20 protein-coding genes, 1 tRNA gene and 1 pseudogene are annotated in these 22,920 nt (G+C 63.3%); 11 read left to right on the top strand and 11 right to left on the bottom strand.

From position 1 onward, the window contains the following. Positions 1–141: 141 nt before the first annotated feature. The gene (gene tusA / locus ABM562_RS01880; RefSeq protein WP_038994304.1) at positions 142–384 is read left to right on the top strand and encodes a sulfurtransferase TusA; all 243 of its coding nucleotides are present in this window, start codon (positions 142–144) and stop codon (positions 382–384) included. Here the strand turns inward: tusA and ABM562_RS01885 are convergent. Continuing rightward, on the bottom strand, positions 381–1,778 hold the full coding sequence (locus ABM562_RS01885) for an MATE family efflux transporter (RefSeq protein ID WP_115086059.1): 1,398 nt from the start codon (positions 1,776–1,778) through the stop codon (positions 381–383). The two genes, tusA and ABM562_RS01885, sit on opposite strands and share 4 nt — an antisense overlap. A gap of 142 nt (positions 1,779–1,920) precedes the next feature. On the opposite strand from ABM562_RS01885, the gene pdxB reads away from it, so the two are divergent. Further along, positions 1,921–3,063: a 4-phosphoerythronate dehydrogenase PdxB gene (gene pdxB, locus ABM562_RS01890; protein WP_460420624.1), complete on the top strand. Its 1,143-nt coding sequence runs from the start codon at positions 1,921–1,923 to the stop codon at positions 3,061–3,063. A 53-nt stretch (positions 3,064–3,116) separates the two neighbouring features. On the opposite strand, the gene ABM562_RS01895 is transcribed toward pdxB, so the two are convergent. After that, complete coding sequence (locus tag ABM562_RS01895) at positions 3,117–3,290, bottom strand: PA1571 family protein (RefSeq protein WP_166675663.1); 174 nt, start codon at positions 3,288–3,290, stop codon at positions 3,117–3,119. Positions 3,291–3,567: 277 nt separating this feature from the next. Here ABM562_RS01895 and ABM562_RS01900 point away from each other — a divergent pair, with 277 nt between their 5' ends. The 4 genes and pseudogenes from ABM562_RS01900 to mqo all read left to right on the top strand — a co-directional run bounded on the left by ABM562_RS01900 (position 3,568) and on the right by mqo (position 9,138). Beyond that, positions 3,568–5,340, top strand: coding sequence for an ABC transporter transmembrane domain-containing protein (locus ABM562_RS01900; RefSeq protein WP_460420626.1), 1,773 nt, complete (start codon positions 3,568–3,570; stop codon positions 5,338–5,340). A gap of 781 nt (positions 5,341–6,121) precedes the next feature. Continuing rightward, positions 6,122–6,232 (top strand): annotated as a pseudogene (locus ABM562_RS01905) (hypothetical protein); the annotation flags it as partial. Positions 6,233–6,460: 228 nt separating this feature from the next. Further along, on the top strand, positions 6,461–7,165 hold the full coding sequence (locus tag ABM562_RS01910) for a methyl-accepting chemotaxis protein (protein ID WP_460420896.1): 705 nt from the start codon (positions 6,461–6,463) through the stop codon (positions 7,163–7,165). A 374-nt stretch (positions 7,166–7,539) separates the two neighbouring features. Then, the gene (gene mqo, locus ABM562_RS01915) at positions 7,540–9,138 is read left to right on the top strand and encodes a malate dehydrogenase (quinone) (RefSeq protein WP_134061901.1); all 1,599 of its coding nucleotides are present in this window, start codon (positions 7,540–7,542) and stop codon (positions 9,136–9,138) included. Positions 9,139–9,295: 157 nt separating this feature from the next. Here the strand turns inward: mqo and ABM562_RS01920 are convergent, their stop codons facing one another. The 3 genes from ABM562_RS01920 to ABM562_RS01930 form a co-directional block, all read right to left on the bottom strand. After that, on the bottom strand, positions 9,296–9,670 hold the full coding sequence (locus tag ABM562_RS01920; RefSeq protein ID WP_038994310.1) for a bacteriocin: 375 nt from the start codon (positions 9,668–9,670) through the stop codon (positions 9,296–9,298). A gap of 131 nt (positions 9,671–9,801) precedes the next feature. Beyond that, positions 9,802–9,878, bottom strand: a tRNA-Pro gene (locus ABM562_RS01925). A gap of 64 nt (positions 9,879–9,942) precedes the next feature. Beyond that, positions 9,943–10,164 carry a YgdI/YgdR family lipoprotein gene (locus ABM562_RS01930; protein WP_010223359.1) on the bottom strand — a complete coding sequence of 74 codons (222 nt, stop codon included), beginning with the start codon at positions 10,162–10,164 and terminating at the stop codon, positions 9,943–9,945. Positions 10,165–10,360: 196 nt separating this feature from the next. On the opposite strand from ABM562_RS01930, the gene moaB reads away from it, so the two are divergent. Beyond that, positions 10,361–10,900 (top strand): molybdenum cofactor biosynthesis protein B, encoded by a 540-nt coding sequence (moaB, locus tag ABM562_RS01935; RefSeq protein WP_036996416.1) that lies wholly within the window; start codon positions 10,361–10,363, stop codon positions 10,898–10,900. A 7-nt stretch (positions 10,901–10,907) separates the two neighbouring features. Beyond that, on the top strand, positions 10,908–12,110 hold the full coding sequence (locus ABM562_RS01940; RefSeq protein ID WP_115086064.1) for a molybdopterin molybdotransferase MoeA: 1,203 nt from the start codon (positions 10,908–10,910) through the stop codon (positions 12,108–12,110). Here ABM562_RS01940 and ABM562_RS01945 read toward each other — a convergent pair. Together ABM562_RS01945 and ABM562_RS01950 are read right to left on the bottom strand one after the other, a co-directional pair. Continuing rightward, positions 12,099–13,346: a glycosyltransferase family 4 protein gene (locus ABM562_RS01945; RefSeq protein ID WP_115086065.1), complete on the bottom strand. Its 1,248-nt coding sequence runs from the start codon at positions 13,344–13,346 to the stop codon at positions 12,099–12,101. The two genes, ABM562_RS01940 and ABM562_RS01945, sit on opposite strands and share 12 nt — an antisense overlap. Before the next feature lie 65 nt (positions 13,347–13,411). After that, a complete protein-coding gene (locus ABM562_RS01950) occupies positions 13,412–14,866 on the bottom strand; it encodes a mannose-1-phosphate guanylyltransferase/mannose-6-phosphate isomerase (RefSeq protein ID WP_134061903.1) in 1,455 nt (484 codons plus the stop codon). Positions 14,867–15,121: 255 nt separating this feature from the next. Here ABM562_RS01950 and yegS point away from each other — a divergent pair, with 255 nt between their 5' ends. Beyond that, positions 15,122–16,021, top strand: coding sequence for a lipid kinase YegS (gene yegS, locus ABM562_RS01955; protein WP_115086067.1), 900 nt, complete (start codon positions 15,122–15,124; stop codon positions 16,019–16,021). Here the strand turns inward: yegS and ABM562_RS01960 are convergent. The 3 genes from ABM562_RS01960 to ABM562_RS01970 all read right to left on the bottom strand — a co-directional run bounded on the left by ABM562_RS01960 (position 16,005) and on the right by ABM562_RS01970 (position 18,517). Next, positions 16,005–16,664 carry a response regulator gene (locus ABM562_RS01960; RefSeq protein WP_115086068.1) on the bottom strand — a complete coding sequence of 220 codons (660 nt, stop codon included), beginning with the start codon at positions 16,662–16,664 and terminating at the stop codon, positions 16,005–16,007. The genes yegS and ABM562_RS01960 overlap by 17 nt on opposite strands. Beyond that, positions 16,661–17,551: a sensor histidine kinase gene (locus tag ABM562_RS01965; protein WP_115086069.1), complete on the bottom strand. Its 891-nt coding sequence runs from the start codon at positions 17,549–17,551 to the stop codon at positions 16,661–16,663. The genes ABM562_RS01960 and ABM562_RS01965 overlap by 4 nt, the downstream gene beginning before the upstream one ends. 438 nt (positions 17,552–17,989) lie before the next feature. Then, positions 17,990–18,517, bottom strand: a complete 528-nt coding sequence (locus ABM562_RS01970) for a histidine kinase (protein WP_415842528.1) — start codon at positions 18,515–18,517, stop codon at positions 17,990–17,992. A 343-nt stretch (positions 18,518–18,860) separates the two neighbouring features. On the opposite strand from ABM562_RS01970, the gene ABM562_RS01975 reads away from it, so the two are divergent. Further along, a complete protein-coding gene (locus ABM562_RS01975) occupies positions 18,861–19,796 on the top strand; it encodes a chemotaxis protein CheV (RefSeq protein ID WP_115086071.1) in 936 nt (311 codons plus the stop codon). Between the two features lie 40 nt (positions 19,797–19,836). After that, complete coding sequence (locus ABM562_RS01980) at positions 19,837–20,643, top strand: MOSC domain-containing protein (RefSeq protein WP_460420631.1); 807 nt, start codon at positions 19,837–19,839, stop codon at positions 20,641–20,643. Between the two features lie 236 nt (positions 20,644–20,879). Here the strand turns inward: ABM562_RS01980 and ABM562_RS01985 are convergent, their stop codons facing one another. After that, a complete protein-coding gene (locus ABM562_RS01985; protein WP_115086073.1) occupies positions 20,880–22,808 on the bottom strand; it encodes a transglycosylase SLT domain-containing protein in 1,929 nt (642 codons plus the stop codon). Positions 22,809–22,920 lie beyond the last annotated feature (112 nt).

Here is a 22,920-nt window from a genome sequence, read left to right on the forward strand (position 1 = left end):
CCATCGCTGGCAAAGCCAGCTCCCACAGGGGCAAGGGTGGCTGCAAAACCTGTGGGAGCCGGCGTTGCCGGCGATCAGGCCAGCGAAGATGACCCTGCCGCGTGCATGAGCGACAATAGCTGATTGTTTCCGGAGTTCTACATGACTGACCTCACCCCCGACGCCACCCTCGACGCCACCGGCCTGAACTGCCCGGAGCCGGTGATGATGCTGCACCAGCACATTCGCGACCTGGCCCCCGGCGGCTTGCTCAAGGTGATCGCCACCGATCCCTCGACCCGTCGCGATATCCCCAAGTTCTGCGTGTTCCTCGACCACCAGCTGGTCCAGCAGCAGGAAGAGGCGGGCACTTACCTGTACTGGATCCGCAAGAAGCTCGACTAGCGCTTTTCGGCCCGGCGAATGTGTTTGGCGCTGCTACGCGCCAGGCGGATCGCCAGCATCAGCGCCGCGCAGGTCAGGCCGGCAATCAGGCCTTCCCACAAGCCGTTAGGGCCGCTGGCCGGGCCGAACAGGTCGGTCAGGCCCAGCACATAACCCACCGGCAAGCCGATCCCCCAGTAGGCGAACAGGGTCAGGATCATGGTTACCCGGGTGTCCTGGTAGCCGCGCAGGGCGCCGGCAGCGATCACCTGGATGGCGTCGGAGAACTGATACAGCGCGGCATACACGATCAGCATCGCGGCAATCTGGATCACTGCCGTATCCGGGGTGTAGATCGAGGCGATCGGCTCGCGCATCAGCAGGATCAAGCTGGCCGAGAAGCAGGCAAACACCAGCGCCGCGCCCAGGCCAACGAGGGCGGCGAAGCGCGCCTGGCGGGGCAGCCCGGCGCCCACGGCCTGGCCAACCCGCACGGTCACCGCCATCCCCAGCGAATACGGAATCATGAACAGCAGCGAGCTGATGTTCAGGGCAATCTGGTGCCCGGCAACCACGGTAGGGCCGAGGCTGCCGATCAGCAGGGCTATCACCGCGAAGATGCTCGACTCGGCGAACACCGCGATGCCGATCGGCAGGCCGACCCCGACCAGGCGCTTGATCACCGGCCATTGCGGCTTGTCGACACGCACCAGCACCCGGCTCATGGCATAGGCCGGGGCCCAGCGGGTCCAGGCGGCCATGCTCAGGGCCATGAACCACATGACGATGCCGCTGGCCCAGCCGCAACCGACGCCGCCCAGGGCCGGCAGGCCGAAGTGGCCGTAAATCAGCACATAGTTCAGCGGAATGTTCAGCAGCAGGCCGGACAGGCCGATGACCATGCTTGGCCGAGTGCGCCCCAGGGCATCGCTGTAGCAGCGCAACACGTAATAAAGGGCGACGCCCGGGAAGCCGAAGGCAATGCCCTGCAAATAGCCCATGCTCGGCGCCACCAGCTGCGGGTCGACTTTCATCACCTGCAGGATCGGCTCGGCGCTGAGCAGCAGGCCGCTGGCGATCAGGCCGACGCTCAAGGCCAGCCACAGGGCCTGGCGCACCAGCGGGCCGATCTCGGCGTGCTGGCCGGCGCCATAGCGCTGGGCGACCTTGGGCGTGGTTGCCAGCAGGGTGCCGGTCATCAGCAGGTACACCGGGATCCAGATCGAGTTGCCCAGGGCCACTGCTGCCAGGTCACGCGCGCTGACCCGGCCGGCCATTACCGCATCGACAAAGCCCATGGCGGTAGTCGCGAGCTGGGCGATGATGATCGGCGTCGCCAGCATCAGCAGGTCGCGCAGCTCGGTGCGGATCCGCGCCGGGCGCGACAGGGAGGGGGTTTGGGTATCGGCGGTCATCGGTGTCACAAGGCAGGTGTCCACATAAAAGATGGGCAAAGCCGGCTAGTCTACGCCTTGACGCAGTAGTCAGGAACCTCGCCTGCCTGTGGATCAGCCCACCCGTATCGGCCTACACTGCGCACCCCGATAGGAGAGCGCCATGCTGATTGTTGCTGACGAGAATATCCCGCTGCTCGATGCCTTCTTTGCCGGCTTCGGCGAGATCCGCCGCTACCCCGGGCGTGCGATCGATGCCGCCTGCGTCAAGGATGCCGACGTGCTGCTGGTGCGTTCGGTAACCAAGGTCGACCGCGCTCTGCTCGACGGCAGCCAGGTGAAGTTTGTCGGCACCTGCACCATCGGCACCGATCACCTGGCCCTGGATTATTTCGCCGAGGCGGGTATTCACTGGTCCAGCGCGCCAGGCTGCAATGCCCGCGGCGTGGTGGATTATGTGCTGGGCAGCCTGCTGACCCTGGCCGAGCTCGACGGCGCCAGCTTGCCTGCACGCACCTATGGGGTGGTGGGCGCCGGTGAGGTAGGAGGGCGCCTGGTCGAGGTGCTGCGTGGTCTGGGCTGGCAGGTGCTGGTCTGTGATCCGCCGCGTCAGGCGCGCGAAGGCGGCGATTATGTGAGCCTGGAGCAGATCCTTGAGCAGTGCGATGTGATCAGCCTGCACACCCCGCTGACCCGCAGCGGCGAGCTGCCGACCTGGCACCTGCTTGGCCAGGAGCAACTGGCCCGCCTGCGCCCCGGCGCCTGGTTGATCAATGCCAGCCGTGGCCCGGTGGTCGACAACCAGGCCCTGCGCCAGCTACTGCGCGAGCGCGATGATATCCAGGCGGTGCTTGATGTCTGGGAAGGTGAGCCCCAGGTCGACCTGGCCCTGGCCGACCTCTGCGTGATCGCCACCCCACATATTGCCGGCTACAGCCTGGACGGCAAGCAGCGCGGTACGGCGCAGATCTACCAGGCCTTCTGTGCCTGGCGTGGCGAGCCTGAGCAGGTACGCCTGGCCGATCTGTTGCCTCAGCCGTGGCTGGCCGAAATCACCCTGCAGGCCGAGACCGATCCGGCCTGGGCCCTGGCCACCCTGTGCCGCGCGGTGTATGACCCGCGCCGTGACGATGCCGATTTTCGCCGTAGCTTGAGCCGCGACCCGGCGCTGCAGAAAGCCGCCTTCGACAGCCTGCGCAAACACTATCCGCCGCGCCGCGAGATCGAAGGCCTGGCCGTTCGCTTGCACGGTGAAACAGTGCAGCTGGTGCAGATGGTTCGGGCCCTGGGCGGCGTGCTGGTCTGAATCGCGGGCAATAAAAACCCGGCGCGTGCGCCGGGTTGAAGAATTCGGGTGGGTCAGTCTTTCTTGGCGAGTTCTACCCGGCTTTTTTCCAGCTCCTCGCAGGCATGCTGGATCATCTCTTCGGTGATGGTAATTTCGTTACCATCCTTGTCGATGATCGTGCCGCCTACCGATGCCTGCGGGTTAGGCACGGGTTTTTCCTGGGTATTGCCTTGTTGCAAGCTCATTTCCTGTCTCCTCATCAGGTTGCAAGCTCAGACTAGAATCGCCTCGTGACCGGCCTGTGACAGCTCCTTCGGTTATCACTGTGCGACGCGTCCAGTCCACCAGAAAGCCGAGTAAACCTCCAGTGGTACTTTAGACCGAAACGGTCTAGTCAGCTGTGCCCTGGATCTTATATGCCCAGGTTCTGGTTCCGACGCCTGCCATTACCGGGAGTTCCTTGGCGCTGGACGAGCGGTCCGGTGTAGGCTGCTGCAAACAGCGGACAAACGGCGTACCCCCATGCTCAACCGGTTTTCTCCCCGCCAGCGCCAGGCCATGCGCCTGGGTTGGTATTTCATCCGCCCTTACCGCAAGCAGGCGCTGCTGGCCTTGCTGGCCCTGGTGGTCACTGCGGCGATCACCTTGTCCATGGGCCAGGGCATCCGCCTTCTGGTCGACCAGGGTTTCATGACCCAGTCGCCGCACCTGCTCAATCAATCCATCGGCCTGTTCCTGCTGTTGGTACTGGCCCTGGCGATCGGCACTTTCAGCCGCTTCTACCTGGTGTCATGGATTGGCGAGCGCTGTGTGGCCGACATCCGTCAGCAGGTGTTCGATCACCTGATCTACCTGCACCCGGGCTTTTTCGAGAGTAACCGCAGTTCGGAGATCCAGTCGCGGCTGACCGCCGATACCACCTTGCTGCAATCGGTGATCGGCTCGTCGCTGTCGCTGTTCCTGCGCAATGCCTTGATGGTGCTGGGCGGGATCGTCCTGCTGTTTGTCACCAACCCCAAGCTCACCAGTATCGTGGTGCTGGCCTTGCCGCTGGTGCTGGCGCCGATCCTGATTTTCGGCCGACGCGTGCGCAGCTTGTCGCGGCAAAGCCAGGACCGGGTCGCCGACGTCGGCAGCTACGTGGCCGAAACCCTGGGCCAGATCAAGACCGTGCAGGCTTACAACCACCAGGCCAGTGACCAGCAGCGTTTCGGCACAACCGTCGAGGCGGCCTTTGCTGTGGCGCGCAAGCGCATCCTCCAGCGCGCCTGGCTGATCACCTTGGTGATCGTGCTGGTGCTTGGCGCTGTCGGGGTGATGCTCTGGGTCGGTGGCATGGATGTGATCGCCGGGCGTATTTCCGGCGGTGAGCTGGCGGCCTTCGTGTTCTACAGCCTGATCGTCGGCGGTGCTTTCGGCACCCTCAGCGAAGTGATCGGTGAGTTGCAGCGGGCGGCCGGTGCGGCCGAGCGGATTGCCGAACTGCTGGCGGCGCGCAGCGAGATTGTTGCGCCCGTGCACGATCTGCAGCGTACAGCGCCGCGGGTCAGTGGTCGGGTCGAGTTGCAGGACGTGCGTTTCGCCTATCCGTCACGGCCAACGCCGCCCGCCATCGATGGCCTGAGCCTGACGGTCGAACCAGGCGAAACCCTGGCCCTGGTCGGGCCGTCGGGGGCGGGCAAGTCGACGCTGTTTGATCTGTTGCTGCGTTTTTATGACCCGCAGCAAGGGCGCATCCTGCTCGACGGCCAGGACCTCAGCCACCTCGACCCCCAGGACCTGCGCCGCCACTTTGCCCTGGTAGCGCAGAACCCGGCGCTGTTCTTCGGCACGGTGGAAGACAACATCCGCTACGGACGCGCCGATGCCACGGTCGAGCAAGTCGAGGCCGCCGCGCGCAGCGCCCATGCCCATGAGTTCATCCTGCAACTGCCCAATGGTTACCAGACCCACCTTGGCGATGCCGGCCTGGGCCTGTCGGGTGGTCAGCGCCAGCGCCTGGCGATCGCCCGGGCCTTGCTGGTGGATGCGCCGATCCTGTTGCTCGACGAAGCCACCAGCGCCCTCGACGCCCAGAGCGAGCACCTTATCCAGCAGGCGCTGCCGACCTTGATGAGCGGGCGTACCACCCTGGTGATCGCCCATCGCCTGGCTACCGTGCAGCACGCTGATCGCATTGCGGTGATCGACCAAGGCCGTTTGGTGGCCATCGGCACGCATCGCCAATTGATTGCCGAGAGCCCGTTGTACGCACGGCTGGCGGCATTGCAGTTCAACACCGTGACGGATTTGTGACAGCTTCCTGCGGGTTGTCACATTTCTGTAGCAATCCCTTGAGACTATTTGTTCCAGCTGTTGCGTAATGCTCGAACCTGGCTGCTATCGATCGATGGCAGCTTTTTTTTGGCCTGCCGTCTATGGCCAGTGAACGAGGACAGGGACGTCTTTGCCTGGTCGACGCCGATGGCGTCGCTCCCTTATTCCTTGTTCCGGGGCTCTTCCGATGTTGCGTAAATCCCTCAGAGTGCAAATTCTCGCCCTGCTCGGCGGTAGCCTGTTGGCGATCCTGCTGATTGCCCTGGTGTGCTTTCAGTTGTTGTCGTCCAGCGTGCGTGGCTATGGCCAGTTGATCGACGGGCCGTTGCAGGCGTCGCAGTTGATCGATGAGGCCAACCTGCAGTTCAAGGTCCAGGTCCAGGAGTGGAAGAACGTGCTGCTGCGCGGCAAGCAGCCCGCCGAGCTGGACAAGTACTGGCAGCAGTTCCTGGCCCGCGAACAGCAGGTGCAAGTCATCCTTGACCAGTTGATCGCACACAGCGAGCAGCCGCTCAAGGCCCGCGCCGAGCAGCTCAAGGGCAGCCATCGGCAGTTGGGTGAGGCGTATGCACGCGGTCGCCAGGCGTTTCTGGCGGCGGGCGGCGATCCGGTAGCTGGCGATCAGGCAGTAAAGGGCGTCGACCGTGCGGCCAGTGAGCAGATGAGCGAGCTGGTCATGCAGCTGCGCAGTGATGCCCAGGCGCGCGCCCAGGCCATCAGCCAGTCGGCTGGGCGCACGGTCTGGCTGGGGCTGCTGGTGATGTTCGGCTCGGCCGTGCTGGTCGGGCTGTTCAGCCTGTGGCTGGTCAACCGCAGCCTGATCGAGCCGATCCGTGGCTTGATCGACTACGTGGCCCAGTTGAGCCAGGGGCGCTTCGCGGCACGGGTCGCCAGCGACCGCCAGGATGAGCTGGGGCGGCTGGCGGTGGCGGCCAACACCCTGCGTGACTTTCTTGCCGACACTTTCAGCCGCCTGCAGCGCAACGCCGGGGAGCTGGAGAGCGCCAGTGGCGACCTGCGCGGCATTGCCGGCAACATGGCTCGCGGCACCGACGACCAGTTCCAGCGTACCGACCAGGTCGCGACGGCGATGCACGAGATGTCCGCCACCGCCCAGGAAGTCGCCCGCCATGCCGCCGCCGCCGCGCGCGCCGCTGATGAAGCCGACCACAGCGCCCAGGCCGGTGAGCAGGTGATGCAGGCGACTATCGATACCATTGCCGGGGTCAACCAGGAAATCGCCAGTACCGCGGCGGTGATTCGCCACCTGGAAGCCGACAGTGGCCGCATTGGCAAGGTGTTGGAAGTGATTCGCGGCATTGCCGAACAGACCAACCTGCTGGCCCTCAATGCCGCCATCGAGGCGGCGCGGGCCGGGGAGGCCGGGCGCGGCTTTGCCGTGGTCGCCGATGAAGTGCGCAGCCTGGCCCAGCGCACCGCAGCCTCCATTGCCGAAATCAACCAGATCATCAGCGCCGTGCAGTCCGGCGCCGTGGAAGCGGTCAAGGCCATCGAAAGTGGTCAGCAGCGCAGCGAAGAGGGTGCCGAGCAGGTGCAGCAGGCCGGGCAGATGCTGCAGCGCATCACTGTGGCGGTGGAAGCCATCCGCGACATGAACCGGCAGATCGCCACGGCGGCGGAAGAGCAGACCAGCGTTGCCGAGGACATATCCCGCAACCTGGTGGAGATCACCCGCATTGCCACCACCAACCAGCAGGCAGTGCAGCAGACCGAGCAGGCCGGGCAGCACTTGCACGGGTTGTCCGGACAGCTCGGTGAAGTGACCGCGCGCCTGAGTGCCTGAGCAAAAAAGGGGGAAATCCGCCACATCCAGCGTCCTGAGGCTGGCAATGTGGCGGATTGTCGCCAGCTAAACCGTTAAAGTTGGGGTGCGACGACTCGTCCTAGCTATTAGTCGTTGGTCTTGTAAAAGTTGGCCCGCTTCCTGCTTTAAGGCGACCCACCCTGACACCGGCGTCAATGCCCCGTGTCTGGCGTGACGACCGTTCCCGATCCATCGAACAACCCCAGCCGCCATCCACTGCGCGTGTGTTCAGGCCGATTGCCTGAGCACCAGCTACGCTAAGCCTTGGACTGCGCGAGCAACAACAAGAATCCGGGCGTGCACTACGGGACCTGCGGTCATTGCCAATTACTTCACTTCAATTGGATTGAACTATGAAAAAAATCCTGCTGACGCTCCTGTGCCTGAGTGTCATCGGTTGCTCCAAGCCCAGTGAGCCCGAGAAAACCGTAGACGTGCTGCTGATCGGCGGCGGCATCATGAGTGCAAGCCTGGGTACCTACCTCAATGAGCTGGAACCCGGTTGGTCGATCGATATCTACGAGCGCCTGGACAAGGTCGCCGAAGAAAGCTCCAACGCCTGGAACAACGCCGGTACCGGTCACTCTGCCTTCTGCGAGCTGAACTACACCAGCGAAGGTGCCGACGGCAAGATCGACATCAGCAAGGCCGTTGGTGTCAACGAGCAGTTCGAGATCTCCAAGCAGTTCTGGGCCTATCAGGTCGAGCAGAACGTGCTGAGCAACCCGAAGTCGTTCATCAACAACGTGCCGCATATGAGCTTTGTCTGGGGCGACAAGAACGTCGAGTTCCTCAAGAAGCGTCATGAAGCCCTGCAGCACAGCTCGCTGTTCCGTGGCATGGAGTACTCCGAAGACCACGAGCAGATCAAGAAGTGGGTACCGATCGTGATGGAAGGCCGCGCTGCCGACCAGAAGATCGCCGCTACCCGCATGCCGATCGGCACCGACGTCAACTTCGGCGAGATCACCCGCCAGCTGATCGCCTCGCTGACCAAGCATGACAACGTCAAGCTGCACGTCCAGCACGAAGTGCGCGACATCGTCCGCAATGCCGACAACACCTGGACCGTGGTCGTCGCTGACCTGGCCAACAAGGGTGTCGAGAGCAGCATCAAGGCCAAGTTCGTCTTCATCGGTGCCGGTGGTGGCGCCCTGAAGCTGCTGCAGAAATCGGGCATCCCTGAAGCTGACGGCTACGCCGGCTTCCCGGTCGGTGGCCAGTTCCTGATGACCGACAACCAGGACATCGTTGCCCGCCACAAGGCCAAGCTGTACGGCAAGGCTTCGGTCGGTGCGCCGCCGATGTCGGTTCCGCACCTGGACACCCGCGTGATCGACGGCAAGGAAGTGCTGCTGTTCGGCCCGTTCGCCACCTTCTCGACCAAGTTCCTGAAGAACGGCTCGCTGCTGGACATGTTCGCTGCGCTGACCACCCACAACATCATGCCGATGACCCACGCCGGTATCGACAACATCGACCTGAGCACCTACCTGATGGGTCAGTTGATGCTGAGCTTCGATGACCGCATGGCGGCCCTGCGCGAATACTTCCCGAATGCCAAGAACGAAGACTGGAAACTGCTGCAGGCCGGTCAACGCGTCCAGGTGATCAAGAAGGACCCTGAGCACGGCGGCATCCTGCAGTTCGGTACCGAAGTCGTTGCTGCCCAGGACGGCACCATCGCCGCACTGCTGGGCGCCTCGCCAGGTGCTTCGACCGCTGCGCCGATCATGCTGACCGTGCTGGAAAAGACCTTCAAGGATCGCATCAAGACCCCTGAATGGCAGGCCAAGCTGAAGGAAATCGTTCCGACCTATGGCCAGAAGCTCAACAACAACCTTGAGCTGACCAACAAGACCCGCGAGTGGAGCAGCTCGCGTCTGAACCTGCTGTACGTTCCGGTACTGCCGGAAGAAACCGCTGCGGTACAGGCTGAGCCTGCGCTGTAAGCTTTCGCTTTGCTGGAAACAAACAAGCCCCTGTTCAGGGGCTTGTTTGTTTCTGGCCCGCCAAAAGAATCGCCGGCAAGGCCGGCTCCCACGGTGGATTTGGCTTGCACCTGTGGGAGTCGGCCTTGCCGGCGATTGGGGGCTGCTCGGTTGTGGATCAGTGCCGCTTCTTGCGATGACTGTCCGCCAGGTTATTACCCAGCGCACCACCGGCCGCGCCGCCCAGGCCGGCACCAATCGCCGACCCGGTGCTGCCACCCAGCTTGCCACCCACCAGCGAACCACCGGCCGAACCCAGGCCACCACCAATGGCCGCCTTGGTCTTGTTGCCTTTCTTCGCGCCCATGGCGCTGCCCGCTGCACCGCCGACGCCGGCGCCAATGGCCGCACCGGTGCTGCCGCCAAGCTTCTGCCCGACCACGTTACCCAGTACACCACCCAGGCCACCGCCTACAGCGGTCTGGCCATCACCGGCCATGGCGCCTTGTGCGCACAGCAGGCCCAGGGTCAGGGCGGCAAGAGTCTTACGCATGTGAATCAACCTCGATATTCGAAAGGCGCGCATTCTGCTGGTAGCGCCGCCGCCGCGCAATGCTGGCCACTGCAGCTCGTCTGCCGGGCACGAAAAAGCCCGCACGTGGGCGGGCTTTTCGCTGAGTAAACTGGTCGGAGAGACAGGATTCGAACCTGCGGCCTTCTCGTCCCGAACGAGACGCGCTACCTGGCTGCGCTACACTCCGATGGAGAAAATATTACTCAAATCTCTCTCCTCGACAAGCCCCCGGCAGCGGCTTGTCGATCAGGTCACAGGTCCTTGACGGTGCGGACCTGATCCTTGTTGATGCGGGTGCGCTTGCCGTCCAGCTGTTCGAATTCGTAGAAGCCCGAGTCTTCATCGTATTGCGGAGTATCGACCGCCTGGATCTCGCGGCCGTCGTTCAGGGTGATGACGGTCGGCGAAGCGCAACCAGCCAGCGTGCCAAGACCCAGGGCGAGCAGGAAAGCGGGAAGAGTCCGTTGAATCATTGTGTTTCTCCAGTAAAGGATGGTGCGTAATGTTTCTTGAGACGCGTGGCGCCTGCGCAAGTTCCGTGCAGATTGCAGCATAGCGGCAATCCAGCATTATTGACCGGCAACAATGCCTGGGCCGGTGGCGGGCGCGGGCGGGCAGGGCTGTGATATAACACCGCTCATTCGTTTCTATCAATGGATTCTAGGTCCCATGAAAGCCAAGGCTGATGTACCTTTCGTGCCGCTGAACATTGCCGTATTGACCGTCAGCGATACCCGCACCCTGGAAACCGACACCTCCGGCCAGGTGTTCGTCGACCGCTTGACCGAGGCCGGCCACGCCCTGGCGGCGCGGGTGCTGCTCAAGGACGATCTGTACAAGATCCGCGCCCAGGTCGCTACCTGGATCGCCGATGAGCAAGTGCAGGTGGTGCTGATCACCGGCGGTACCGGCTTCACCGGGCGTGACAGCACACCCGAGGCAGTGGCCTGCCTGCTGGACAAGCAGGTCGATGGTTTCGGTGAGCTGTTCCGGCACATTTCCCTGGCCGATATCGGTACCTCCACCGTGCAATCCCGGGCCCTGGCGGGCTTGGCCAATGGCACCCTGGTGTGCTGCCTGCCGGGCTCGACCAATGCGGTGCGCACCGGTTGGGACGGCATCCTCGCCGAGCAGCTGGATGCCCGTCATCGCCCGTGCAACTTCGTCACCCATCTCAAGCAGGCCGCGCCCTGCGAAAGCCGTGGTTGAGGCGGCCATGCACACACCCTTGATGCCTGTCGAAGAAGCCCTGAGCAAATTGCTGGCGCTGGCTGAAGCCGCGCCGATCAAAGACACCGAGCAAGTCGCCCTGGCCGCCGCTGAAGGCCGCGTGCTGGCCCATGAGCTGGTGTCGAGCCTTGACCTGCCGCCTTGGCCCAACAGTGCCATGGACGGCTACGCCCTGCGCCTGGCTGACTGGACCGGCGAGCCGCTGCCGGTCAGTCAGCGGGTATTTGCCGGGCATTCGCCCGAGCCGTTGCTGCCGGGCACCTGTGCGCGGATCTTTACCGGGGCGCCGCTGCCGGTGGGAGCCGATTGTGTAGAAATGCAGGAAAACGCCGAAGTGCTGGACGATCAGCGTGTGCGCTTCACCGAGCCCCTGCGCATCGGCCAGAACATTCGCCCGCAAGGGCAGGAAACTCGGGTTGGCGAGGCGGTATTGGCCGCCGGCACGCGCCTCGGGCCGATCGAGCTGGGCCTGGCAGCTTCTCTGGGTTGCGCCGAACTGACCGTGGTGCGGCGCGTGAAGGTGGCGGTGCTGTCCACCGGTGACGAGCTTGTCGAACCCGGCTTGCCCCTCGGTCCCGGGCAGATCTACAACAGCAACCGCCGCCTGCTCGGCAGCTGGCTGCAACGTTTGGGTTGCGAAGTGATCGATGCCGGCATTCTGGCCGACGATCTGGAGAAAACCCGCGACTGCCTGGCCGGATTGCAGGAAGTCGATCTGATTCTTTCCACTGGCGGCGTTTCGGTGGGCGAGGCGGACTACCTGGGCATCGCCCTGCGTGAAGAGGGCGAGCTGTCGCTGTGGAAGCTGGCGATCAAGCCCGGCAAGCCACTGACCTTCGGTCACTACAAGGGGGTGCCGGTCATCGGCTTGCCCGGCAATCCGGCCTCGACCCTGGTGACCTTCGGCCTGCTGACCCGGCCTTACCTGCTGCGCCGCCAGGGCGTTGCCGAGGTCACGCCGCTGCAGTTCCCGGTGCCGGCCGGTTTCGATTGGCCCAAGGCTGGCAGTCGTCGCGAGTACCTGCGCGGCCGGCTGGAGCAGGGCAGTGCGCTGATCTACAAGAACCAGAGTTCGGGAGTGCTGCGCAGTGCCGCCTGGGCCGAGGGTCTGGTCGAGGTGCGTGAAGGCCACACCCCGGGCAAAGGCGATATCGTCCAGTTCATTCCCTTGAGTGAACTACTTGGCTGAGCGGCTGAGCAAGGTGCCGCCCACCAGGGCGGCGCCACTCGGCGCACGCAAGCTGGGGCGCGCATGCACGCTTTCCAGCTGGGCAGCGGCGACGCTCCAGTCGTGCCGGCTGCAGACAAACTCCCGCGCCGCTTGCGACATCTGACGCAGGCGCCACGGCTGGTTCAACAGCTGGGTAATCATCAGGGCCAGCTGGTCGCCATCGTCGCTGGCCAGGTAGTGCTCGCCCTGGGTCACCTGCAGGCCTGATACGCCTTTGGCCGTGGTCACCACCGGCAGCCCGGCGGCCATGGCTTCCAGTACCTTGATCTTCGAGCCGCCGCCATAACGCAGCGGGGCGAAGAAGATCGCCGAGTGACGCTGAATTTCGCGCAGGTCAGGCAGATACCCTACCCATTCGATCCGCGGATCGCTCCACCGCAGCTTCCAGCTAGGTGGCAGGGCGTGGCCCACCACCGCCAGGCGCACCGCCGGATTGCTCAGCCAGACTTGCGGAAGAATGTCTTCCAGCGCCCATTCAATGGCCTCAAGGTTGGCGCCATACTCGAAGTTGCCGACAAACAGCAGGCGCTGGCTGTGCAGCGAGGGCTGGATGTCCTGGTAATGCGCGCAGTCAACGCCGTTGATCACCACCGAAACCGGTGAGCCAGTCACCTGGCCGATATGCTCGGCGTCAGTGGGGCTGACCGCCACTACTTCGTGGGCCTGGCCGAGTACGCGGTTCTCCCAGCGCCGGTAGCGCCAGCGATCGAAGGCATTGAATGGCCGCAGCCACAGCGGCAAACGGTCGTGACAGGCGGCGCCGTTGACGGATTCGATGTTGTGTTCACTGAGCACGAACGGCAGCCCGCGCGCCTGCAGGGCTTTTTCGAAGGGTTGGAAGCTGTAGCTGTGTTCGATCTGGATGACGTCCCATGGCTCTTCCAGCAATTGCTCGAAGCAGTGGCGCAAGTGCGGCGCCAGGCCGTTGATGCTGGCGCGCATCGGGTAGCTGGCGTAGATCGCCGCCAGCAGGTTCAGCGGGCTGTGCAAGGGGCGCCGGGGAAGCACGATCAGGCGTTCGAGCAAGGGCTCCAACGCCTGTCGCGCGGCCTCGCTGGGGGGGATTTTCGATTGCACCAGCAAGGTGATGCGATGACCGCGCTGCGCCAGGTTGCGCAGCAGGTGATATTGTCGGGTTTTACCGCCGCTGGTGGTCGGCCAGGGCAGGTAGGGTAGTGTCCAGAGTACGCGCATGACCCCTTTTCCTCTGTGAGCAAGCGGGTAACGGCATGCAAATAAAAATGGACGCGTCGTGGCAGTCAGCTTGCGGCTGGCTCCGGGGCGCGTCCATAGATATCAGTAAAGCGCACGATGTCGTCCTCGCCCAGGTATTCGCCACTTTGTACTTCAATCATGACCAGATCGATCACCCCCGGGTTGGTCAGGCGGTGCACCCGACCGGGTTTGATGAAGGTCGATTCGTTGGTGTCGAGCAGAAATTCCTCTTCACCATTGGTCACGCAGGCCATGCCGCTGACCACGATCCAGTGCTCGCTGCGGTGGTGATGCATCTGCAGTGACAGCGAGGCGTCGGGGCGGACCATGATCCGCTTGATCTTGAACCGCGGGCCTTCCTCGAGCACCGTGTAGGTGCCCCAGGGGCGGTTGACGGTGCGGTGCAGGCGAAAAGCATCGTGACCCTGGCGCTTGAGCTGCTGGGCGATCACCTTGACCTCCTGGCTACGCGCAGCGTCGGCGATCAGCAGGGCGTCGGGGGTGTCGATGATGATCAGGTTGTCCAGGCCCACCGCGCCGACCAGGCGCCGCGGCGAGTCGATGTAGCAATTGCGCACATCGTGCAGCACGGTTTCGCCGGTGCAGCGGTTGCCCTGAGGGTCGCCGGCCTTGAGCTCGCGCACTGCTTCCCAGCTGCCGATATCGCTCCAGCCCAGCTGGCTGGGCAATACCGCGACCTGTTGCGAGACCTCCATCACCGCGTAGTCGATGGAAATGTCCGGTACCTGGGCAAAGCTGTCCGGGTCCAGTTCCACCTGGCACTCGCGCGCGCCTTCCTTGTAGGGGCTAAGCGCCAGGCAGTGATTGACCGCTGCCAGCAGTTGCGGGGTGTGCTGCTCCAGTTCATGGAGGATGGCATCGACGCGCATGCAGAACATGCCGGCATTCCACAGGTGCTGACCACCGTCGAGGTACTGCTGTGCGGTTTCGGCGTCGGGCTTTTCGACAAAGCGCGCCGCCTTGAAGCCATTGGCGTCCAGGGCCTGGCCTTTTTCGATGTAACCAAAACCGGTTTCGGCGCGGGTTGGTACCAGGCCGAAGGTGGTCAGCCAGCCGTGGGCAGCCAGCGCCCGGGCCTGGCTGACCGCCTGGTCGAAAGCGCTGAGGTCGGTTATCAGGTGGTCGGCCGGCAGCACCAGCAGCTGTGCGTCTTCGCCGTACAGCCGGGCGCAGTGCAGGGCGGCAGCGGCGATGGCCGCAGCGGTGTTGCGGCCAACGGGTTCGAGGATGTAGTCCAGGGCCAGGTTGGCTTTGTTCAGTTGGCGGAACTCGTCCTGGGTGCGGAAGAACACTTCACGATTGGTCACGGTCAGGACCCGTTCGACATCGGCCAGCCGGCTGGCGCGGGCGAAGGTCTTCTGCAACAAGCTCTGGCCATCGGGCAGGCGCATGAACGGCTTGGGCATGGTCTCCCGGGAGACCGGCCACAGGCGGGTGCCGGCGCCGCCAGCGATGATGCAAGGGATCAGAACACTCATCTCACAGCCTCGAGTCAAAAGTAAACAGAGCAACCTGGCAGGCTTTTGCGCAATGAGTCAATAAACTGACTTTTATCACTGGCGTCGTCCATGAAGGCCAAATATTTGTCGAATGATGCCCCTCGGCGGCCAAGCTTTCAATGATATTTGTATGAATGGTGTGCGAAAGATCGCTGAATCGTTAAGTGCAATGCAGTAAAGGCAAGCCAGAAAGGGTCGAGATATTCGACGCTCAATTCATCGGGGAACGCACAAATGGCGCAGCAAAAGGCATTGATGATCCTGCATGGCAAACAAGCCATGAATGAAGCGGTTCGGGCTGCGGTGACTACCCTGCGTGAGCGTGGCTGGCAACTGGACGTGCGCCTGACCTGGGAAGCTGGTGATGCCCAGCGCCTGGTCAAGGAGGCACTGGCAGCCGGCTACCCGTACCTGGTGGCCGGAGGCGGTGATGGCACGCTGCGCGACGTCGCCGAGGCCATGGCGGGTGCCGATTGCGCTGCCAGCCTGGTGTTGTTGCCGCTGGGCACGGCCAACGACTTTGCCAGGGCAGCCGGGGTGCCGCTGGAGCCGGGGCAGGCCCTGGCCCTGCTTGAAGTGCCGGCGCAGGCCATCGATCTGGGCGAGGTCGGTGGGCAGGTGTTTCTGAACATGGCTACCGGTGGTTTCGGCAGCCAGGTGACCGCCAATACCTCCGAAGACCTGAAAAAGATTCTGGGCGCCGCGGCGTACCTGTTCACCGGGCTGTCGCGCTTCAGCGAGCTGCGTGCCGCTTCGGTCGAGTTGCATGGTCCGGATTTTCAATGGCAGGGCGAGTTGCTGGCCCTGGGCATCGGCAATGGCCGTCAGGCCGGTGGCGGACATGTGTTGTGCCCCGATGCGCAGGTCGATGACGGCATGCTCGATGTCAGCATCCTGCCGGCGCCCCAGGAAGTGGTCGGCACCCTGCGTGGCTTGCTCAGCGATGGCCTGGGCCTGGACAGCATGTTCGTCCGCGCGCGCCTGCCGTGGGTCGAGATCAAAAGCTCGCAAGGCCTGGACATCAACCTCGATGGCGAACCGTTGCAGGGCGACAGCCTGCGCTTTCAGGCGCTGCCGGCGGCCCTGCGGGTGCACTTGCCGCCAGGGTCGCCGCTACTCAGTCGTCGAGGCTGATGATCTGCTCGCGCACGGCAAACAGCACCAGGCCAGCGACATCGTAGATCTGCAGGCGTTTCATGATCTGCGATCGGTGGGTTTCCACAGTCTTGATGCTCAGGCCCAGGCCCTGGGCGATTTCCCGCGTCGATTTGCCGCGCACGATCAGGCGCAGGATCTCCAGTTGGCGGGCGGTGAGGTTGTGATTCTCGACCGCTTCCGGCTTGCTCGACTGGGCGCGCAGCAGCGCCTGGTTGATCACCGTGTGGGCAATCGCCGGGCTCAGGTAGCGCTCGTTGCCGCGCAGCGCCGCCAGTGCCTGCTCAAGCTCGGTGGCGGTAGTGTCCTTGAGCAGGTAGCCATGGGCGCCGCTTTCCAGTGCCTGCATGATCAGCTCCGGGTCGGTGTGCATCGAGAGGATCAGCACCTTGCAGCGACAGCCGAGGGCGCGTAACCGGCTCAGGGCGTCCAGGCCGCTGGTGGAGCGCATGGAAATATCCAGCAGGACGATATCCGGGTCCAGTTGCATGACCAGTTCAGGCACCTGGCTGCCGTCGTTGGCTTCGCCGATCACGGCATAGCCAGGTATATCGGACACCAGCGCACGAACACCTGCGCGGATCAGTGAGTGGTCATCCACCAACAGCAATGTACAGGTCATGGGGCGTTATTTGTCTTGGCGCGTTCGAGGGTGCGGGGAGGCCAGGGAATCAGGGCGTCGATCTGGGTACCCAGGCCGGGCTGGCTGTTGACCGACAGTGTGCCATTGAGCAGGCCGACGCGCTCGAGCATTCCGGCCATGCCGCGCTGGCCTTCGTCGGCGGGACTGCTGGCGGGCGAGAAGCCCAGGCCGTCATCGCTGATCGACAGGGCCAGGCCTTCGGACTGGCGCTGGATGCGCACCACCAGGTTGTTGGCCTTGGCATGGCGCAGTATGTTGGTCACCGCCTCCTGGGTGATTCGAAAGGCGGCAATCGCCATGTCTTCGGGGATGCCGCCCAGGCGCTGGCGGCACTCCAGGCTCCAGTGCACGTTGGTGTTTTCAAGGGTACGCAACAAATGTGCGCGCAGGCTGGCTTCCAGGCCCAGGCTGGACAGTTGCCTTGGGTTGAGGATGGCCGAGACATCGCGAACATTGGCCAGGGTGTCGTCCAGGGTGCTGCGCAAGGTGCTGCAGTGCTCCTGCAACTCGGCTGGGGCACGGCGTTGCAGCCAGTCGGCCTGGAGCTTGGCGGCGGTCAGCATCTGGCCGATATCGTCGTGCAGCTCGCGGCTAAGGCGCTGGCGCTCGCTTTCCTGCACCTTGAGCAGCCGATCGGCGAGTTCCGCCGGGCGCAGGGCAATCGAGCGGGCCCACTGGCGCAGTTGCCAGGCAATGCTCAGCAGGGCAATCAGCTGCAGGGCCAGGGCGGCGGCCGGCAGCGGTTGCTCAAGCAGGTACAGGGCCAGGTTGACTGCAACCGAAGCCAGGCACAGCAGTGCGGTCGCCCAACGCAGCAGAGAGGCTCCGGGGCGCCAGCGCTTGAGTGTCTTGAGGCTTGAGAACATAGGAAATGAAGCCACTGAAATATCGCTGTTGAAAGCCTTGCAAAGGTCGAACTAGAGGCTTTTGTCGAATTGCCTTCAATAACGTTTAAATGTCGGCGCTGGGGTTGCGGCGATGAAAGTCTGCGCGCGGTGTCTTGGGGTTGCCGGGAGGTGTGCATGACTTCATCAGCGAGCATGGTATCACTTCAAATACAATTGGTCGCGAACTCTGATAACTGACTGAATAGCCAGATTTTACGGGCTGGTACGGCGGTTCCGATTGTCTGCAAATCTAGCACTTTGCCATCAGTTTGCGAAAATACAATCTTGTCCGATATCAATTAAGCGCAATGTTTTCTTTGGGCTAACTAGAAGCACCGGAAAATACACTAAGTTGGCCGTTAGTGTGCCGCGTCGGGGGGGCGGATAATCTTCGCCAGGGCATTGTTGTTATGTCCCTTAGTTACCCTTGGCTGGCGAGGAAAGTGCACTGGATTGCGCGGTGAGTGGCGCAGTCAATGAGGGGGCAGGGTGTTCGCAGGGATACCGGGTTTCGATGCAGGAGGCGCAGGCTAGAGCGGTTGCTGGGCTCAGGGCGGTGGCCAGGGTGTCGAGCAGCTGTACCTGTTCCTCGGTGTCCAGGCTCAGGCGGCCGGTGTGCGGATCGATCAGCTCCAGTTGCCAGGCCAGCAGGGTCAGGCAGCTTTCCAGGGCCTGCAGGGCTTCGCCTTGCAGTGCTGGATGCACCTGTGCCGGCTCCAGCAGGGTTTGCAACTGCAGGCTGTAGGCGGCGACCTCGACCAGGCCAAGGGTGTGTGCCCGCGTCACCAGGGTACCCAAGGTGTCGTTCAGGCAGTGGCAGGCATCCGGATCGTTGTCGATCAGTTGCAGGTGCAGCAGGCATTCCTCTGCCTTGGTCAGCAGCACCTGTGCGTCGACCAGGAAATCCTGCAGGGCGCTGTTGTGCGGTGCGTCGTTAGCCATCATTTGGCTCCAGCGCGAAGGGCTGGAGCAGGGGCTGGCCACCATGAGGCGATAGCTGACAAAAGCCTGACTCCGTTCATGCAATGAGAATGGCGTCACATTAATGGCTTATGGATATTGCGAACATCAGGTCTCACCCGATTGTCACTAGGGGATTCCCTGATGGGGTGTCTTCGATACGACCCTTTGCGGGCGTTTGCGACAGCGGAGAGGTGAGTGCAGTAAAGCATGATGGTAAAATGACATCAATGGGCTGCAGAGCATTTTCTACAAGGGGTCAAGCTCTGCGGCAAGCGGCCGATACAGGGCCATTGGATTCATTTTTGACACACCTGGGGGCTCTTCGATGGCTGGCATTCTCGACACGGTAGACCAAAGAACGCAGCTGGTGGGCGAGAACCGCCTGGAAATCCTGATGTTCCGCCTGGCTGGCCGGCAATTGTTCGCGATCAACGTGTTCAAGGTCCAGGAAGTGCTGCAGATGCCCAAGCTGACCCTGATGCCGCAGCGTCATGCGTATGTCTGCGGCGTGGTCAACCTGCGCGGGCAGACCCTGCCGGTAATCGACCTGTCCCAGGCCATCGGCATGCGCCCGCTGGAGCCGGGCCCGGGCAGCACCATCATCGTTACCGAATACAACCGTTCGGTGCAGGCCTTCCTGGTGGGCGGCGTCGACCGCATCGTCAACATGAACTGGGAAGCCATCATGCCGCCACCGACCAGTGCCGGTCGCCAGCATTACCTGACGGCGATCAGCAAGGTCGACGAGCAACTGGTGGAAATCATCGACGTCGAGAAGGTGCTGGCGGAAATCGTCCCCTACAGCGCCAAGGTGTCGCGCGACAAGCTCGAAGACCCGGTGCTGGCACGTGCCCGAGGTCGCGAAGTGCTGTTGGTGGACGACTCCACCGTGGCCCTGGCGCAGTTGCGTGACACTTTGTCGCAACTGGGGGTGAAGATGCACGTGGCCAGCGATGGCCTCAAGGCGTTGCGCATGCTCAAGGGCTGGGCCGACGCCGGCGAGGATGTCTGCGAGAAGCTGCTGATGGTCTTCACCGACGCCGAAATGCCGGAAATGGACGGCTACCGACTGACCACCGAGATCCGCAATGACCCGCGTCTGCGTGCGCTCTACGTGGTGCTGCACACCTCGCTGTCCGGCAGCTTCAACGAGTCGATGGTGAAGAAGGTTGGCTGCGACAACTTCCTCTCCAAGTTCCAGCCCGACAAGCTGGTCGATGTCGTGCGCCAACGGCTGATGCTGGATGAAGCCACGGCCTGAGTCGGTATAAGCTAGGGTTTTAACCGACACAAGGCAGGTCATGATGCGCCTGAGTGCGTTGTACCGATACCCGCTCAAATCAGCGCGCGGTGAGGCGCTGCAGACTTCCTCGCTGGACCTTCTGGGGTTGAGCGGGGACCGCCGCTGGCTGCTGGTGGAGCGTGACAATGGGCGCTTCCTGACCCAGCGCATGTACCCGCAGATGAGCCAGTTGGCGGCCTTGCACAACACCGATGGCAGCCTCACCCTGGCGGCGCCGGGTTACCCCGCATTGCACGTCGCCGTGCCGGAGCCGGATAACGACCTGCGCGGCATCACCATCTGGCGCGACAGCTTTCGCGTCCCGGATGCCGGGGACGCCGCTGCCCAGTGGCTCAGCGATTTCATCGGCAAGGACGTGCGCCTGGTGCATGTGCCCGAGCAACGCGCGCGCTATTTGCCCAGCGGTTATGGTTTGAACAGCGACCGCGTGGCGTTCGCCGATGGTTTCCCGTTGTTGCTGATCGGCCAGGCGTCGCTGGATGACCTGGTCGACAAGGTCGGGCGGCCGCTGGAGATGCTGCGCTTTCGCCCCAACCTGGTGGTGGAGGGCAGCGCGGCGTTCGCCGAGGATGGCTGGAAGCGCATCCGCATCGGCGCGGTCGAGTTCCGTGTGCTCAAGCCGTGCGAGCGCTGCATCATGACCACCATCGACCCGCAGACCGGCGAACGCAGCCCGGACCGTGAACCGCTGGCGACCTTGCGCACCTACCGGCAGAAGGAAGGGGATGTGCTGTTTGGCCAGAACCTGGTGGCGGATGGGGCAGGGGTGCTTGAGGTGGGGATGGCGGTGACGGTGCTGGAGTAGTTCGGCTGTGGACTTCTATCGCGGGGCAAGCCCGCTCCCACAGGTGTTGCACCATCCCTGAGGGCACTGCCAATCCTGTGGGAGCCGGACTTGCCGGCGATCGAGCGCGAAGCGGTCGTCATTCGGACAACGCCGAATAGGCTGGCTGGACTGACCTCATTGCTGGCAACGCCAGCTCCCACAGGTGCATGCAAATCTATTGTGGGAGCCGGCCTTGCCGGCGATGGGCTGGACGATCACTGATCGTCAAAATACCGCTCATGCCAGTCCACCAACGGCTGCGGCGAATTGAGCTTCTGCCCGTAGATCACCGAGTACGACAGTACGTTCTGCACATACTGGCGCGTCTCGTCGAAGGGGATCGACTCGACCCAGACATCGAAACTCAGGTGATCGGCACCGCGCAACCACTGGCGCACCCGGCCGGGGCCGGCGTTGTAGGCGGCGGAGGCGAGCACGCGGTTGCCGTTGAACTGGCTGTGCACCTGACTCAGGTAGGCGGCGCCCAGCTGGATGTTCTTGTCCGGGTTGAACACCTGGGCAGGCGTGGCCAGCGGGATGCTGAACTTGCGTGCGGTCTCCTTGGCCGTGGCCGGCATCAGTTGCATCAGGCCGCTGGCACCGACACTTGAGCGCGCATCTTCCATGAATGCGCTTTCCTGGCGGGTAATGGCAAACACCCAGCTCGAATGCAGGCCGCGTACTTTGGCTTCACGCACCAGGGTGTCGCGGTGGGCCATCGGGAAGCGGATGTCCAGGTCGTCCCAGTACTTGGCCTGGCTGATGGTCCGAATGGCCGGGAAATACCAACGCATGTCGTAGGCCAGCTTGGCCTGGGCGACCATCTCGTCACGGTTGAAATGACGGCTGACGTGGTACCACTCGCGACGCCCGTCGACGATCTGGCCGCGGGCGTGGAATTCCAGCGCGCGCTTGATCCCCGGGGTGTTGCGCACTTTGTTGACGAGCTGCTGGCTCAGCACCAGCGGCTTGTTGTTCAGCTGGTAAGGGGTTTGCGAGCGGTCGGCGGCGAGGAAGCCGTAGAAGTCGCGCTCGCGAGCCACGGTTTTGTACAGCAGCGGGATTTGCGGGTTCTTCGGCTGCGCAAGCTCCAGGCTGCGCGCCTGCCAGTAGCGCCAGCGGTTGCTGGTAGCGAGGTCTTGCGGCAGGCGCTTGGTCAGCTCATAGGCATCTTCCCAGCGGCCCAGGCGCAGCAGCAGGCGCAGGCGCCATTCGGTGACGGTGTTGTCACGCAGCTCCGGGTCGTAGCGGGTCATCAGGTCCAGCGCCCGCGGGTCGTAGCGACGCGCCAGGGTCAGGCCGATTTCGCGGGCGATGGCGACTTTCTCGTCGCGGGAGAAATGCATGCGGTTGGCGTAATCGTCAAGCAGGCTCATGGCCCGCTCCGGGTCCTGGCGGGCCAGGCGGCGCAGGCCGAGGCTGACCACGTCGGACATCGCCTCGTTGACCGGGGTGAAGCGTCCGGGCTGGTTGAGCAGTTCGGGCTTCTGCGCCACGTCGATCAGCAGGCGGCCCTGGGGTGCCAGGGTGTTGAGGCTTTTGACCAGGGTGTTGGCCAGCGCATAGTTGCGGGTTTGCGCAGCCAGCTTGGCGCGCTCCCAGCGTTTTTGCTCGGTCAGCTGGCCTTCGCCAGCCCAGCGATCGAACAGCGCATCGCAGGCTGCCGGTTGCGACTTGCCGACCAGCCAGAGTTTTTCTGCGCTGGCATAGCCTTCGGCGCGCTGGCCATGGCTGAGCTGGTACTGACCATTAAGGCAGTCCAGTTCGGTGAAGTTCAGTTTTGGATCGTAGTACTTGGTGAAGGGCGCCCAGTCACCGCGCTCGGCCAGCCAGCGCAACCAGCGCAGCTTCATCCAGTTGGCCTGGGGCAGGTCGCCGTGGGCGGCGAGGAATTTCTCGATTTCGTCGTTACTGGCGGTTTTCAGCCGGGCGGTCAGTTCGTCGTAGGCCAGGTAGGGCGTTAACGGATAGTCGCGCAGGGCATCGGCATAACGCAGGTACGGACCCTTGTCGCCTTTGGCCAGGGCACGTTTGGCTTCATCGTAATATTGACGTTGCTGGGTGATGTCGGTGGCCTGGGCTACACCCACCGCCGAGGCAGTGAGAAGCAGGCTGGATACTAGGCGGAACAGGCGGCTGCGCATGAGACTTCCGGGCAGTTTGACCATGAAAAGTGACGGCGAAGCCAGCACTGTTGGAGTTGCATTGCCTTAGCTTAGCCGGTTGCAACAGGCGGATGAAAGCATTGTGCTTGTA

The organism is Pseudomonas sp. ZL2, from assembly GCF_054788455.1.